Origin of the sequence: Arthrobacter sp. zg-Y750 (genome assembly GCF_020907365.1) — a bacterium.
Lineage (GTDB): Bacteria > Actinomycetota > Actinomycetes > Actinomycetales > Micrococcaceae > Arthrobacter_B.
In genome coordinates, this window is sequence record NZ_JAJJOC010000003.1 from 57462 (window position 1) to 71714 (window position 14253).

General features: G+C 66.0%; 14 protein-coding genes. 8 read left to right on the plus strand and 6 right to left on the minus strand.

Features of this window, described 5'->3' with window-relative positions:
• Window positions 1-42 precede the first annotated feature (42 nt).
• Both LOC57_RS02020 and arsB read right to left on the minus strand, forming a co-directional pair.
• The gene (locus LOC57_RS02020) at window positions 43-468 is read right to left on the minus strand and encodes an arsenate reductase ArsC (protein ID WP_229957772.1); all 426 of its coding nucleotides are present in this window, start codon (window positions 466-468) and stop codon (window positions 43-45) included.
• Window positions 465-1523, minus strand: coding sequence for an ACR3 family arsenite efflux transporter (gene arsB / locus LOC57_RS02025; protein WP_229957806.1), 1059 nt, complete (start codon window positions 1521-1523; stop codon window positions 465-467). Before arsB ends, LOC57_RS02020 begins: the two co-directional genes overlap by 4 nt.
• A 164-nt stretch (window positions 1524-1687) precedes the next feature.
• On the opposite strand from arsB, the gene LOC57_RS02030 reads away from it, so the two are divergent.
• Window positions 1688-2083: an ArsR/SmtB family transcription factor gene (locus LOC57_RS02030; RefSeq protein WP_229957774.1), complete on the plus strand. Its 396-nt coding sequence runs from the start codon at window positions 1688-1690 to the stop codon at window positions 2081-2083.
• Between the two features lie 295 nt (window positions 2084-2378).
• Here the strand turns inward: LOC57_RS02030 and LOC57_RS02035 are convergent, their stop codons facing one another.
• The 3 genes from LOC57_RS02035 to LOC57_RS02045 all read right to left on the minus strand — a co-directional run bounded on the left by LOC57_RS02035 (window position 2379) and on the right by LOC57_RS02045 (window position 5525).
• On the minus strand, window positions 2379-3332 hold the full coding sequence (locus tag LOC57_RS02035; RefSeq protein ID WP_227912948.1) for a polyprenyl synthetase family protein: 954 nt from the start codon (window positions 3330-3332) through the stop codon (window positions 2379-2381).
• A gap of 151 nt (window positions 3333-3483) precedes the next feature.
• Window positions 3484-4806, minus strand: a complete 1323-nt coding sequence (locus LOC57_RS02040; RefSeq protein WP_229957776.1) for a geranylgeranyl reductase family protein — start codon at window positions 4804-4806, stop codon at window positions 3484-3486.
• Window positions 4803-5525, minus strand: a complete 723-nt coding sequence (locus tag LOC57_RS02045; RefSeq protein WP_229957778.1) for a demethylmenaquinone methyltransferase — start codon at window positions 5523-5525, stop codon at window positions 4803-4805. The genes LOC57_RS02040 and LOC57_RS02045 overlap by 4 nt, the downstream gene beginning before the upstream one ends.
• A gap of 121 nt (window positions 5526-5646) precedes the next feature.
• Here LOC57_RS02045 and LOC57_RS02050 point away from each other — a divergent pair, with 121 nt between their 5' ends.
• The 5 genes from LOC57_RS02050 to LOC57_RS02070 all read left to right on the plus strand — a co-directional run bounded on the left by LOC57_RS02050 (window position 5647) and on the right by LOC57_RS02070 (window position 10561).
• Window positions 5647-6996 carry an isochorismate synthase gene (locus tag LOC57_RS02050; RefSeq protein ID WP_227912699.1) on the plus strand — a complete coding sequence of 450 codons (1350 nt, stop codon included), beginning with the start codon at window positions 5647-5649 and terminating at the stop codon, window positions 6994-6996.
• Between the two features lie 193 nt (window positions 6997-7189).
• Entirely contained in the window at window positions 7190-7969 is a 780-nt protein-coding gene (locus tag LOC57_RS02055; protein WP_229957780.1) for a basic amino acid ABC transporter substrate-binding protein, read from the plus strand.
• Window positions 7970-8123: 154 nt separating this feature from the next.
• On the plus strand, window positions 8124-8921 hold the full coding sequence (locus LOC57_RS02060; protein ID WP_227912697.1) for a basic amino acid ABC transporter substrate-binding protein: 798 nt from the start codon (window positions 8124-8126) through the stop codon (window positions 8919-8921).
• 81 nt (window positions 8922-9002) lie between these two features.
• Entirely contained in the window at window positions 9003-9788 is a 786-nt protein-coding gene (locus tag LOC57_RS02065) for an amino acid ABC transporter permease (RefSeq protein WP_227912696.1), read from the plus strand.
• 5 nt (window positions 9789-9793) lie between these two features.
• Window positions 9794-10561, plus strand: a complete 768-nt coding sequence (locus tag LOC57_RS02070) for an amino acid ABC transporter ATP-binding protein (protein ID WP_227912695.1) — start codon at window positions 9794-9796, stop codon at window positions 10559-10561.
• A 156-nt stretch (window positions 10562-10717) separates the two neighbouring features.
• Here the strand turns inward: LOC57_RS02070 and menD are convergent, their stop codons facing one another.
• Window positions 10718-12448, minus strand: coding sequence for a 2-succinyl-5-enolpyruvyl-6-hydroxy-3-cyclohexene-1-carboxylic-acid synthase (gene menD / locus LOC57_RS02075; RefSeq protein ID WP_229957782.1), 1731 nt, complete (start codon window positions 12446-12448; stop codon window positions 10718-10720).
• A gap of 153 nt (window positions 12449-12601) precedes the next feature.
• On the opposite strand from menD, the gene LOC57_RS02080 reads away from it, so the two are divergent.
• Window positions 12602-12892 (plus strand): FmdB family zinc ribbon protein, encoded by a 291-nt coding sequence (locus LOC57_RS02080; protein ID WP_227912694.1) that lies wholly within the window; start codon window positions 12602-12604, stop codon window positions 12890-12892.
• 28 nt (window positions 12893-12920) lie between these two features.
• A complete protein-coding gene (fmdA, locus tag LOC57_RS02085; protein ID WP_227912693.1) occupies window positions 12921-14177 on the plus strand; it encodes a formamidase in 1257 nt (418 codons plus the stop codon).
• The last annotated feature ends 76 nt before the right edge of the window (window positions 14178-14253 follow it).

Below are 14253 nucleotides of genomic sequence, written 5' to 3' on the forward strand. Positions count from 1 at the left end.
CAGTGGTGTCAGGCACGGGTGTTTCCTCTTCGGTGCGGGTGGTTACTTCGCGTGGAGCAAGTCTTCGATCAGGGCGGAGATCCGGGCCTTGATTTCGTCCCGGATGGGCCGGACCGCCTCAACGCCCCGTCCGGCAGGGTCCTCGAGTTTCCAGTCCTCGTAGCGTTTGCCCGGGAAGATCGGGCAGGCATCGCCGCAGCCCATGGTGATCACGACGTCGGAGGCCTGCACGGCCTCGGTGGTCAGGACCTTGGGCAGCTCGGCGGACATGTCGATCCCGTCTTCGGCCATGGCCTCCACGGCTGCGGGGTTGACCGAATCGGCGGGTGCTGAGCCGGCAGAGCGGACCTCGATCCGGCCCTTCCCCAATGTGCGGAGGTAAGCGGCGGCCATCTGCGAGCGGCCGGCGTTGTGCACGCATACGAACAGGACAGAGGGCTTGGTTTCGGTGGCTTTGGGGGTGCTCATCGGTTCGTCATTTCTTGAGATGCGGTGACTGGAGAGGCAGCGGCAGGCCAGTATTTCTTCTGCGCCCGGAGTGCGGCGTAGACCAGGGCAACCAGGACGGGAACTTCGATCAGGGGCCCGACGACGCCGGCCAGCGCCTGCCCGGAGGTCACCCCGTAGGTGCCGACTGCCACGGCGATGGCCAGTTCGAAGTTGTTTCCGGCGGCTGTGAACGCCAGCGTAGTGGTGCGCGGGTAGCCCAGCTTCAGGACCTTGCCCAGCAGCATGCCCACACTGAAAACCACCACAAAATAAACCAGCAGCGGCAGGGCAATCCTGGCCACGTCCAGCGGATGGGAGGTGATTCCATCGCCCTGCAGGGCGAACAGCAGCACGATGGTGAACAACAGGCCGTACAGGGCCCACGGTCCGAGCTTCGGCAGGAAGGTGCCTTCGTACCAGTCCCGGCCCCGGGCCCTTTCGCCCAGGGTGCGGGTGAGGAAACCGGCCAGCAGCGGGATGCCGAGGAAGATCAGGACACTGAGTGTGATGGCCCAGAAGGAGAACCCGACGCTGGTGGTTTCCAGGCCGAGCCAGCCGGGCAGCACCTGAAGGTAGAACCAGCCCAGGGCGCCGAACGCGAGGACCTGGAACACGGAATTGATGGCCACCAGCACGGCGGCGGCTTCGCGGTCCCCGCAGGCCAGGTCATTCCAGATCATCACCATGGCGATGCAGCGCGCCAGGCCCACAATGATGAGGCCGGTCCGGTACTCGGGCAGGTCCGGCAGGAAGATCCAGGCCAGCGCGAACATAAACGCCGGTGCGGCCACCCAGTTAAGGATCAGCGAGGTGACCATCAGCTTCCGGTCCGCCACCACCTTGGAGGTTTCGTTGTATCGGACCTTGGCCAGCACCGGATACATCATCACCAGCAGGCCGACGGCGATCGGCAGGGACACGTTGGAAACCTTCACCGAGTCCAGTGCCGGGCCGATGCCTGGAACCAGCCGGCCCAAGAGCAGTCCGGCTGCCATCGCGGCGAGGATCCACACGGGCAGGAAGCGGTCCAGCATCGACAGCCGGGCGGTGACCGGGCCGGTCTGGGGTGGTGCGGCGGGGGTGCTCACGAAACTCCTCAGAGATTTGGGGCGACACACATCGAGCAATATCGATGGGTATCGATTTCGAGTATTCCCGCAGGCATCGACGAATGTCAATCCGAGTGCATAATGGACGGGTGACCACTGTTCAGACCGCTTTCACCCCTGCGTCCGATGTGTTCGAAGCGTCCGATGTGCCCGATGTGCCCGATGTGTCTGAAGCCTGCTGCACGCCGCTGACCAAAGAGGCGCTCAGCGCCGAGGACGCCCAGCGGTTTGCCCAGCTGCTCAAGGCTGTTGCCGAACCGACGCGGCTGCGTCTGGTCTCACTGATTGCGGCGCAGGAGAACAAGGAAGCGTGTGTCTGCGACCTGACTGAGCCGATCGGCCTGGGCCAGCCGACCATTTCCCACCACCTGAAGATTCTGGTGGATGCCGGAATCCTGCGCCGGGAAAAGCGCGGCGTCTGGGCTTACTACTCCATCATTCCCGGCGCGCTCGAACGGGCGGCTGCCGTTCTCGCTCCACGGTAGGCATGATGCCGTCCGGACCCGGTGCCGAACCCGGTGCGTTACCCTCCGGGCCCTCACGGTGCAGGACTGGCCAGCGGTGCGCGGGATCTATGCGGAAGCAATTGCCGCCGGCCGGGCCACCTTCGAACGCCGGCCGCCGGACTGGAAAAGCTTCAATTCCACCCATCTGACCGAACACACAGGATTCTCGCGTGTGCCGGAGAAGAGACCGTGGGGTGGGCGGCAGCCGCACCCTGCTCCTGGAACGGCGCAGCGGCAGTGCCGGCGCAGACGCCGGCTAAGCCCCGTGGTTCACTTACACCTCGCGGTTCACCACTGCACGGGCAAACGAGACCAGGGCTTCCTTCACCACGGAGTCGGGCAGCGGAGCGAGGGCCGCCACGGCGTCTTCGGACCAGCTGCGGGCCACGGCCCAGGACTCTTCCGTCACCGGGCTGTTGCGCAGGGCGGCCACGGCTTCGGCCAGGGCCTCGTCCGAGGACAGGTCCCGCTCCACCAGGGCCAGCGCTGCTGCGGCATCGGCATCGCCGGCAGCCGCTGCACGGCGCAGCAGCAGGACGGGAAGCGTGGGCACGCCCTCGCGCAGATCGGTACCCGGGGTCTTCCCGGACTTTTCCTGCATACCGGTCACGTCAATCACGTCATCGGCCAACTGGAAGGCAATGCCCACCTTTTCGCCGTATTCGACCATGATGTCAATGACGTCCTGGCCGGCTCCTGAGAACAGCGCACCGAACTGCCCGGAAGCGGCGATCAGCGAACCGGTCTTGTCCGCGATCACGGACAGGTAGTGCTCCAACGGGTCCTGGCCCTCGGCCGGGCCCATGGTTTCATGCAGCTGCCCCATGCACAGCCGTTCGAATGTGTGAGCCTGGATAGCCAGGGCCGGTCCGCCAAGCGCGGAAACCAGGCTGGAAGCACGGGCAAAGATCAGGTCGCCGGTCAGCACCGCCACGGAGTTGCCCCAGATCTCATGTGCTGTGGGGGCGCCGCGGCGGTAGGGAGCCTCGTCCATCACGTCATCGTGGTAGAGCGTGGCCAGATGCGTCAGTTCCACGACGACGGCGGACTGGATGACCTTGTCCCCGGCTTCCTCCCGGCCGAGGTGGGAGGCCAGCAAGGTCAGCAGGGGCCGGATCCGCTTGCCGCCGGCTTCCACCAAGTGCCGGGAGGTGGTGTCGGCGAACGGATCAGAGTTCGCAACGGCCTCGCGCAGCCGCACCTCCACCTGTTCCAGGGAGGCGACCATGGAAGGCCCAAGCCTGGGATCCTCCGCCAGCAGCGCGAACCCCGGGGGCAGTGTGGAAGTGCTCGACCCGGACTCCGGGCTGGTGTTGGTGGATTCAGTCACTGTTCAAGACTAACTATTCGTCGGAACGGGTGGGCAAAGAGGCGAAACGTCAGGGGCGCCGGGGTGACAAACGGGAAGGTTCTCCCTGGTTGCCTGCCGCCGGAACGAGCATTTCCAGTAAGGCAATCACTCTATCCTCAATGCCCTTGGAGTTGCGGTCCGTGAGGTTGGCCAGCATCCGCACCACAAAGCGCATCAGCACGGGGATGGGCATTCCGGTGCGCAAAGCCAGCTTCATGACCGCAGGTTTGCCGATCATCGAGGCAAAAATGCGGCCCAGGGTGAAGTGGCTGCCCCACTCGTCCCGGATGTGCCTTGCGTAGGCCTGGAGTTCGACGTCGAACGCGGCCCGTGAGGAGAGCAGCCCGGGATCCAGGGATGCCCCCTGGCCTTCGATGATGTGTTCGGCCGCGAAGCGGGCGGATTCCATGGCGTAGGAAATGCCCTCACCATTGAACGGGCTGACCATCCCGCCGGCGTCACCCAGCAGCAGCAGTCCGGGTGAATAGTGCGGAGTTCGGTTGAAGCCCATCGGCAGGGCAGCGCCGCGGATTTCTCCCACCTGGTTCTCCGGGGTGAATCCCCACTCGGCGGGCATGCCCGCGGTCCAGTCGCGCAGGACCTTGCGGTAGTCCAGTTTCCCGAATTCCTTCGAGGAGTTCAGGATGCCCAGGCCCACATTGGAGGTGCCGTCCCCCACGCCGAAGACCCAGCCGTAGCCGGGCAGCGGGTTGCCGGCGGCGTCGGGCAGCTCCAGCCAGCCTTCCATCCAGTCATCGTTGGTGCGTGGGCTCTCGAAGTAGGTGCGGACGGCCACGCCCATGGGCCGGTCGTCCCGCTTTTCGATCCCGAGGCTCAGCGCGGTGCGGGTGGAGTTTCCGTCAGCGGCCAGCACGACGTCGGCCAGGAACGTACGCTCCTCACCGGTGCGCCGGCCGTTCCCGTCCAGGACGTTGGCGACAACGCCTTCCACGCGTCCGTCCTCGCCGCGGACGGCTGACGTGACGGAGTGGTGTTCAAGGATTTTTGCGCCGGCTGCCTGCGCGTGCCGGGCCAGGGCTTCGTCGAAGCCGAGGCGGGTGCGGATCAGCCCGTAGTCGGGGAAATCCGAAAGCGCCGGCCAGGGCAGCTCAATCGTCCGGCCGCCGGCAATCAGCCGCAGGCCCTTGTTCCGGCGCCAGCCCTCGGCTTCCTCATGCGGCAGGCCGAGCAGTTGGATTTCACGCACGGCCCTGGGCGTCAGCCCGTCGCCGCAGACCTTTTCGCGCGGAAAGGCAGTCTTCTCAAGCACGGTGACATCCACCCCGGCCGAGGCGAGGTAGTAGGCGGCCGTGGAGCCAGCGGGGCCGGCTCCGACAATCAGGACCTTCACTTCGCCGGAGATCCCCCGGACTTGGCAGCGGGCTTCACGGCGCGGTGCACAGCCACAATGCCGCCGGTGAGGTTGCGGTAGGCCACATCCTCCCAGCCGGTCTCGGCTATCCAGGCCGCCAGTCCGTCCTGGTTCGGCCAGGCCCGGATGGATTCGGCCAGATAGACGTACGCGTCCGGGTTGGAGGCCACCTTGCGGGCGATCGAAGGCAGTGCCCGCATGAGGTATTCGGTGTACATGGTCCGCCATACCGGGAGGACCGGGGAGGAGAACTCCGCAATCACCAGGCGGCCGCCGGGCTTGGTCACGCGGAGCATTTCGCTCAGGGCCTTCTTCGGCTTATTCACGTTCCGCAGCCCGAAGGAGATGGTGGCGGCGTCGAAGGAGTTGTCCTCGAACGGGAGGTCGGTGGCGTCGCCGGCCACGAACTCGATATCGGGGCGGCGGCGCTTGCCAACCGTGAGCATGCCGATCGAGAAGTCGCAGGCCACGACGTCGATCCCGGCGTCGGCGTAGGGCTCGCTGGAGGTGCCGGTGCCGGCGGCCAGGTCAAGGACCCGCTGTCCGGGCACGGCGCCGACGGCGTCCACCACGATTTTGCGCCAACGGCGGGTCTGCCCAAGGGACAGCACGTCATTGACGACGTCGTATTTAGGTGCCACGTCATCAAACATGGCAGCAACTTCATCCGGGCGTTTTTCCAACGATGCGCGGTTCACCCTGTCATTGTCTCAAAGAATAGGGATGCCGCCGAACCGCCCCGCGGCAGTGTCTCCTTGCTCTCCCCTGCGGGCCGCCGGTAACGGGCGCGACCCGGCGGCGGAGTAATGTGGAATCACTATGACCACCCTGCGTTCTGTGACAGTGCCTGTCGGTGAGCTTTCCGCCACCATCGGCCTCCTTGAGTATCTGGTTCTTGACGAGCAGCTGTGCTGGATCCGGCAGCAGGAAGGACTGGTCGGCTTCGGCGAAGCTGCCCGTTTCACCTCCACCGGTCCGGAACGCTTCAGCCTGGCCGAGCAGTGGTGGCGCTCCGTCCTGGCCTCCGCAGACGTCGAGAATCCGCTGTCGTTTGCGGGCACCGGACTCGTGGCCTTCGGCTCCTTCGCCTTCTCCAAGCGCTCCCCCTTCCAGTCCCGGCTGATCGTTCCCGAGGTGGTTGTGGGGCTGCGCGATAACGAGTCATGGGTGACCTATACAACCGCGGACCCCGACGCCGAGCTGTCCGAGGAGACGGCGAAGGCCGCCCTGGCCCGCTACCTCGAAGACCTGCCGCTGTACCGCGAGCATGATCCGGCGGACCGGATTGTGCCCGGAATGCTCAGCGAGTCCGAGTGGAAAAACGCCGTGGCCCGTTCCGTGGCCCACATTGCCGCCGGAGACCTGAGCAAGATTGTCCTGGCCCGGGACATTGCCGTGGAACTGGGCAGCCCCCTGGTGGCGTCCCAGGTGCTGCGCGAACTCGCCGTCCGGTACCGCGACTGCTGGACCTACTCTGTGGACGGGCTGATCGGCTCCACGCCGGAGATGCTGATCCGGGTGCAGGACGGCACAGCGCAGGCACGCGTCCTGGCCGGAACCCTGGACCGGGCCACCGCCCCTGCCGGAGACCCGGATTACGCGACGCGGGTACTGGCCGGATCCGACAAGCAGCAGCACGAGCACCAGATCGCCATTGACTCCCTGACCCGGGCACTGGAGCCGTTCACGTCCTCCATGACCTCCCACACCGAGCCGTTCGTACTGGAACTGCCCAACGTATGGCACCTCGCCTCCGATGTCAGCGCCGAACTGGCGGCCGACGGTTCCGGCATGGTCCCCACTCCGCTGACACTGGTGGAGGCAGTGCACCCCACGGCAGCAGTCTGCGGATTCCCCACCAGTGTGGCCGGAGAGTTAATCAGTGAGCTTGAACACATGGACCGCGGTCCGTACGCGGGCCCGGTCGGCTGGATGGACGGGGCCGGAAACGGTGAATTCGGGATTGCCCTGCGCGGAGCCGTTATTGAAAACCCCACCCGGGTCCGGCTTTATGCAGGCTGCGGAATCGTTGCAGGATCCAATCCTGCCGCGGAACTGGAGGAAACCTGGAGTAAATTCCGGCCCATGCTCGAGGCCCTCAGCTTGGACCGCCCGCGAGCTGTTGCGCAGCGAAGCGGCGACCTGGCAGCTGCTCCCGCAGCATCCTGAACCGGCCCGGCAGCACCTTTGAACCATCCCCGGGTGGGGCATTGCATAACCGTTTGGTTCGTTGCATAAATTTGCATTGGGTAGAATAGAAACTCGGAAGCTGCCGTTGTGCCTGTTTCCACCTGCTGCCGCTTCCGGAGACGGTTAGTTTCCCCCTGCGGCTTCAACCCACGACCAAAGGTTTCCAATCGCCATGCTGCACAAAGCCCGCACCGCCGTCGTCGCCGTCCTGGCCGCCGGCGCGCTGTCCCTGACCGCCTGCGGCGGGGGGACCGAAGAAGAATCCGGTCTCGGCCTGGTCAACGAAGGCTCCCTGACGGTCTGCTCCAACGTCCCGTTCGAGCCGTTTGAATACGTGGTCGACGGCGAGTACACCGGATTCGACATTGACCTCACCCGCGAAATCGCCACCGGAATGGGCCTGGACTACCAGGTGCAGAACGTCGGCTTCGACGGACTGCAGAGCGGCACCGTCCTGGCCGCCCGCCAGTGCGACATGATCGCCGCCGCCATGACCGTCACCGAGGAGCGCGCGGACAAACTGGCCTTCTCCGACCCGTATTACGACTCCCTGCAGTCGCTGCTGGTGAAGTCCGGCTCCTCCATCGCGTCCGTGGCTGACCTCGACGGCAAGAAGGTGGGCGTCCAGCAGGGCACCACCGGTGAGTCCTACGCACGGGACAACGCTCCCGAGGGCGCCGAGATCATGTCCTTCCAGACGGACGCCGAACTGTTCCAGTCCCTGCAGGCCGGCGGCGTTGACGCCGTGCTGCAGGACCTGCCGGTCAACCAGGACCACACCGAGGACGGCAAGTTCACCGTCAGCGCCACCTTCGAAACCGGTGAGGTCTACGGCTTCGCAATGAAGAAGAAGGGCACCGAAGAGCTGACCGCCGAGGTCAACAAGCAGCTCTCAACCCTGCGGGAGAACGGTAAGTACCAGGAGCTCTACGACAAGTACTTCGCGCAGTAGCTCCACTTCCGCACCGCAAGGGCCCGGCGGCAAAGTAGCCGACATGTTACCGAAATATGCGGTACGTACGCTCTAGACTGCATCCCAATACCAGCAAAGGGTGAGCCGGGCCACACAGGCCCGGCTCACACCGTCCGACGTAAGGTTGTAACTCATGTTGCGTAACACCCGCACTGCTGCCCTGGCCTTCCTGGCCGTGGGTGCCCTCTCGCTGACCGCCTGCGGCGGCGGTTCCAATGACGATGCCGGGTCCTCCGACGCCGGCAACGAGTTCAACCTCGTGTCCGACGGCGCGCTGACGGTCTGCTCGGATATCCCCTATGCACCCTTCGAGTACGAAGAAAACGGGGAGTACACCGGGTTCGACATGGACCTGATCCGCGAGATCGCCACCGGTATGGGGCTGGAACTGGAAGTTCAGGACGTGGGTTTCGACGGCCTGCAGAGCGGCACGGTCCTGGCGGCCGGCCAGTGTGACCTGGGTGCCAGCGCCATGACCATCACCCCGGAACGGGAAGAAAAGCTCGGTTTCTCCGAGCCGTACTACGACTCACTGCAGTCCCTGCTGGTTCCGGCCGATTCGGACACCAAGGCACTGGAGGACATGTCCGGCAAGAAGCTGGGTGTCCAGCAGGGCACCACCGGCGAGGCCTACGCCCGCGACAACATCCCCGACGACGTCGAAATTGTTTCCTTCCCCAGCGACGCGGAACTGTTCCCCGCCCTCCAGTCCGGCAACGTGGACGCCGTCCTGCAGGACCTGCCGGTGAACCTCGGCCACACCGACGACGGTGCCTTCACCATTGCCGAGAAGTTCCAGACGGACGAGTCCTACGGTTTCGCGATGGAGAAGGAGAACACCGAACTCATCTCCGCGGTGAACGAGCAGCTGTCCGAACTGCGCGAAAATGGTAAATACCAGGAGATCTACGACAAGTACTTCACCGAATAAGCCCAGAACCATCAATGCTGTGCCGTCCCGGGCGCCAAGGCCCGGGACGGCCCGTTTTCTCTTCTCCGGAAGGCTCCACCCTTGAAACCCTCCACCCGCAGACGCCTGGTCCAAGGCGTCCTGTACGCCGTCTTTGTCCTCGCGCTGGCAGCCGTTGTGCTGCTGGCCGACTGGGAGGCCATCGGCGAGAACTTCTTCGACCCCGAGGTGGCCCGCGAGGCCTTCCCGACCATCATCACGGTCGCCGTGAAGAACACCATCATCTACACGGTGATCGCGTTTGCCGGCGGCCTGCTGCTGGGCCTGGTTTTGGCCCTGATGAAGCTCTCCCCCGTAGCCCCCTACCGTTGGGCCGCCACGGTGTACATCGAGCTTTTCCGTGGCCTTCCGGCGCTGCTGGTGATTTTCGGTTTCGCCTTCGCCGTACCCATTGCCTTTGACTGGCGGCCCCCGGGCGGCAGTGCCGGCGCCGGCCTGCTGGCCCTCATCATCGTTTCGGGCGCGTACATCGCCGAAACCATCCGCGCCGGTATCCAGGCGGTTCCCGCCGGGCAGGCTGAAGCGGCCCGCTCGCTGGGCATGAGCCCGGCCTGGACCATGGTGTCCGTGACCCTGCCCCAGGCTTTCCGGATCATCACGCCGCCGCTGACCAATGAACTGGTCATCCTGATCAAGGACACTTCCCTGCTGTTCATTGCCGGCATGGCCCTGCAGGACCGTGAGCTGACCACCTTCGCCCGCGACTCCGTTTCCCAGACGGCCAACGCGACGCCGCTGGTCCTGGCCGCCCTGATGTACCTGATCATTACGCTGCCGCTCACCCAGCTGGTGGCAAAGCTTGAACGACACAACCAGAGAGGCAGGTAGCAGCCATGAGCGTCGAGAAGAACAGCGCCGTCGATAAAAACAGTGCCCCTGCCATCGAGGTCCGCAACCTTCACAAGTCCTTCGGCAGCAACGAGGTCCTCAAGGGCATCGACTTCCACGTGGACCAGGGCGAAGTGGTCTGCGTGATTGGCCCGTCCGGTTCCGGCAAGTCCACCCTCCTGCGGTGCGTGAACCGCCTGGAGGATCCCACCAGCGGCACCATCATGGTGGAAGGGGTAGACATCACCGATCCCGACACGGACCTGGACAAGGTCCGCACCCGGATCGGCATGGTCTTCCAGCAGTTCAACCTCTTCCCGCACCTGAACGTGCTGCGCAACCTCACCCTGGCCCAGCGCCGGGCCAAGCGCCGCGGCAAGTCCGAAGCCGAGCAGGTGGCCAAGCGGAATTTGGCCAAGGTGGGACTGGCGGACCGTGAAGGCGCCTTCCCCGGCCAGCTTTCCGGCGGACAGCAGCAGCGCGTAGCCATTGCCCGCGCACTGTCCATGGATCCGGACATGATGCTCTTTGACGAGCCGACGTCCGCCCTGGACCCCGAACTGGTAGGCGACGTGCTGGGCGTTATGCGTCAGCTCGCCGAAGAAGGCATGACCATGATGGTCGTGACGCACGAAATGGGCTTCGCCCGCGAGGTTGGCGACCGCGTGGTCTTTATGGACGGCGGCGTCGTGGTGGAGCAGGGACGCCCCGAGGATGTCCTGGGCAACCCGCAGCACGAACGCACCCGTGCCTTCCTCTCGAAGGTCCTCTAGGACTTAAGGGCCTCTAGGACTTGGGGGCCTCTGGGACTTGGGGGCCTCTGGGACTTCTCCAGACCTTCCACTCAGCAGCATCGAACGGCCCGCACCTGGAGGTGCGGGCCGTTCTTTTTTGTCGTCAGGAGCAGGTCAGTTTGTTCCAGGAGCAGGTCAGCGGCGCAGGGACGCCGCGACCGCGTCTTGGACCCGGGCGTGCAGGTTCCGGAGCATGTCCCGGGCCACGCGCACTTCCAGCACGGACCGGCCGGCCACCGGCGCCGCCAGTGCCGCTTCGAGCTCAGCGGCTGATTGGAGCAGCTGGTGCCGCACCCCGTAGCCGGCGCACAGTGCGGCCAGGTCGGCCCGGTGCGGGGTGCCGAAGAAACGCTCCACCAAGGCGGTATATTTCGGGTCCTCGCCCAGCGCGCCGTGTTCGAGAACCGAGAAGATGCCGCCGCCGCCGTCGTTGAGCACCACTATCTGCAGGTCCGGCTCATCCTCCCCCGTCCCCAGGAGCAGCGCACCGGCGTCATGCAGGAAGGTCAGGTCCCCCACCAGCAGGCGGGTCGGGATGCCGCCCGCCAGCGCAATGCCGGTGGCCGTGGAAATGGTCCCGTCGATGCCGGCCAGCCCCCGGTTCGCGTACACATCCAGCGGATGCCAGTCCGGGGCAGCAACCAGGTCCATGTCCCGGATGACGTTGGAGGAGCCGAGGACCAGGTTCGCGTCCGCGGCGTCCCAGACCAAATCGGCTACGTGCAGACCGGTCAGTTCAGCCTGCCCCTCCAGCATGTTGGTGATGGTGCTACGCGCCGCTTCCGATGCTGTCTGCCAGGCCTCGAGCCAGCCGGGTGCTCCGGCGCCGGCAAATTCGAAGAGCCCGGGAATGTCGTTGATGATCGTTTCAGGCCGCCGTCCCGGCGTGAACCAGTTCACCGGGCGGGGCAGGTACAGCGCCTTCTCCACGTCGGTGCGGGCCAGCAGGGCAGCCACCGGCCGGGACAGGGTGGGGCGGCCGAAGACCACCACGCGTTCGATCTCCGGCCCAAGCTCGGCGAGCAACAGCCGGTACGCGGAAACGGCGTTGGGCCCAAAGCGCGCGTTGGAGGACGGTTCGGCGAGCAGCGGCAGCCCGGCACGTTGGGCAAAGACGGCGGCGAGTTCCCCCGCGCCGTCGCCGGCCACCACTACGGTGCGGTGCGTCCCCGGAACGGGCGGATCGGTGGCGGGAACACGGTCCTCCGCCGGGACGGGAGCTACGACGGGCAGTGTTTCCCGGACATCCGGGGCGTTGAGGAACAGCGGGTCGGTGTCGCGGGGGGTCAGCGGGTCGCGGAACTGCAGGTTGATGTGCACCGGTCCCACCGGGATGCCGGTCCCCAGCCGGGCCAGGGCGGCCGAAATGGCTCCGGCCGGGTCTGTGCCGGCTTCCACATCCTGAGCTGCCACGGGGAAGCCGGCAAAGATGCCCGGCTGTACCGTGGTCTGGTTGGCGCCGGTGCCGTGCAGTTCGGCAGGCCGGTCCGCGGAGAGCACCACCAGCGGGACACCTGCGTGGTGGGCCTCCATCACAGCCGGAACCAGTTCACCCACAGCGGTGCCCGAGGTGGTCACTACGGCTGCGGGGCGGCGTCCGCCGCGCGCCAGGCCAAGGGCTGTGAAACCGGCCACCCGCTCGTCGATCCGCACATGCACGTGCATCCGGCCCTGCAACTGCGCTTCGGCCAAGGCGTAAGCCAGCGGTGCGCTGCGTGATCCCGGGGCAATTACGACGTCGTGCACCCCGGCCGCCGCGAGGGCGGCGACGGCGGAGCGGGCGGCCTGCAGGGAACTCAACCCACTTCCGTCAATCGGTTCGGGGCTGCTGGCTGCGGGCTCAGGGCGGTGCGAAGATCCGGTCACCCTTCCATCCTAGGGTTCGGCGTCACCGGATGCGGTGCGGGCCGTCCACCGTTGACGCGCATCCCGGCCGTTCTTAGGCTGTCGGGCAAGCCGGAGCGGCACCGAACTTAAGCTGCCTCGGGCGTTTTCCGCAGCTGCCCGAGAAGGGGACCCATGCCGCTCTACTCCTACCGCTGCCCGGACTGTAGGGAATTTGATGTCTTCCTCGCGATGGGCGAAGCCACCGGCTTCATCCCCTGCCCCATCTGCGGACACGCGGCTCAGCGCCGGTTCACGGGCCCGCATCTGTCGCATGCCTCCGGCAGCGCCTACCGCCTGCTCGAAAAAACGGAGCGCTCGGCCTCGGAGCCCGGCGTCGTCGCCGTACCCGGGACCGAAGCTGCCGCCCCACGCGCCACAACGTCCGCGAACCCGCTGCACCGCAAACTTCCCCGGCCCGATTAGCTGCACCCGCCCACCCCAAGGAGAGACCATGCCAAAGACCGTCTTTTCCCTCGATTCCACCAGGACGTTCGAAGACCAGGAGAGACTCGGCCACAACCGCTGGCATCCCGAAATTCCCCCGGTCGCGGTGGTGCGGCCCGGCGATTCCTTCCGTGTGGATTGCCGGGAATGGTTCGACGGCGCCATTCACAACGACGACTCAGCCGAGGACATCCTCAACGCTCCGCTGCTCGCCGTCCATAAGCTCAGCGGCCCGTTTGCCGTCGAGGGCGCCAGGCCCGGCGACCTGCTGGTGGTGGACATCCTCGACGTCGGGCCCATCCCGCAGGAGGACAACGGCCCGCTGGCCGGACAGGGCTGGGGCTATACCGGGATTTTCGCCCGGGAAAACGGCGGCGGGTTTCTTACCGACCAGTTTCCCGACGCATACAAGGCCATCTGGGACTTCACCGGCCAGCGCGCCACCTCCCGGCACGTGCCCGGAGTGTCCTTTACCGGGCTGATCCACCCCGGCCTGATGGGCACCGCTCCCTCGGCGGCGCTGCTGCAACGGTGGAACCAGCGCGAGGGCGCACTGATCCAGACCGACCCGTACCGGGTGCCGCCGCTGGCGCTGCCGCCGGAGGCCGGGCACGCAGTGCTTGGCGGACTGCCCCAAAGCGAATGGGACAGGGTGGGGGCGGAGGCTGCCCGGACTGCGCCGCCGCGGGAGAACGGCGGGAACCAGGACATCAAGAACCTCTCCAAGGGCAGCAGGATCTTCTATCCCGTATTTGTGGACGGCGCCAATCTGTCCGTCGGGGACCTGCATTTTTCGCAGGGCGACGGCGAAATCACCTTCTGCGGGGCCATCGAGATGGGCGGCTTCATAGACCTGCGGGTGGACCTGATCCGGGGCGGGATGGACACCTACGGAGTGGGCGAGAATGCCATCTTTATGCCCGGCACCGTGGAGCCCCAGTTCTCCGAATGGCTCGCGTTCTCCGGCACTTCGGTAACGCTCGACGGAGAGCAGCGCTACCTCGATTCTCACCTGTCCTACCAGCGCGCCTGCCTGCACGCGATCGACTACCTGACCAAGTTCGGATACTCCCCCGAGCAGGCGTACCTACTGCTGGGCGCCGCCCCGATCGAGGGCCGGCTCTCCGGCGTCGTGGACATCCCCAACTCCTGCGCCACGGTCTACCTACCCACCGCGATCTTCGACTTCGACGTGCGGCCCTCCGCTGCCGGCCCGGTCCGGATCGACCCGGGCATCGGCGCGCCGCATGCGGCCAACCCGTGACGCGCGGCCTGTCTGGCAGGATGATGGGGTGCGATTAGCGCGGCCCTACGGGGGCCTTCCGCACGAAGTGAATCAG

What these genes read in the sequence shown, in the direction of transcription:
- LOC57_RS02020 (WP_229957772.1), bottom strand. Translation starts at nt 468, where the DNA reads ATGAGCACCCCCAAAGCCACCGAAACCAAGCCCTCTGTCCTGTTCGTA.
- fmdA (WP_227912693.1), top strand. Translation starts at nt 12,921, where the DNA reads ATGCCAAAGACCGTCTTTTCCCTCGATTCCACCAGGACGTTCGAAGAC.
- LOC57_RS02080 (WP_227912694.1), top strand. Translation starts at nt 12,602, where the DNA reads ATGCCGCTCTACTCCTACCGCTGCCCGGACTGTAGGGAATTTGATGTC.
- arsB (WP_229957806.1), bottom strand. Translation starts at nt 1,523, where the DNA reads ATGCTGGACCGCTTCCTGCCCGTGTGGATCCTCGCCGCGATGGCAGCC.
- LOC57_RS02070 (WP_227912695.1), top strand. Translation starts at nt 9,794, where the DNA reads ATGAGCGTCGAGAAGAACAGCGCCGTCGATAAAAACAGTGCCCCTGCC.
- LOC57_RS02035 (WP_227912948.1), bottom strand. Translation starts at nt 3,332, where the DNA reads ATGGTCGCCTCCCTGGAACAGGTGGAGGTGCGGCTGCGCGAGGCCGTT.
- LOC57_RS02055 (WP_229957780.1), top strand. Translation starts at nt 7,190, where the DNA reads ATGCTGCACAAAGCCCGCACCGCCGTCGTCGCCGTCCTGGCCGCCGGC.
- LOC57_RS02050 (WP_227912699.1), top strand. Translation starts at nt 5,647, where the DNA reads ATGACCACCCTGCGTTCTGTGACAGTGCCTGTCGGTGAGCTTTCCGCC.
- LOC57_RS02060 (WP_227912697.1), top strand. Translation starts at nt 8,124, where the DNA reads ATGTTGCGTAACACCCGCACTGCTGCCCTGGCCTTCCTGGCCGTGGGT.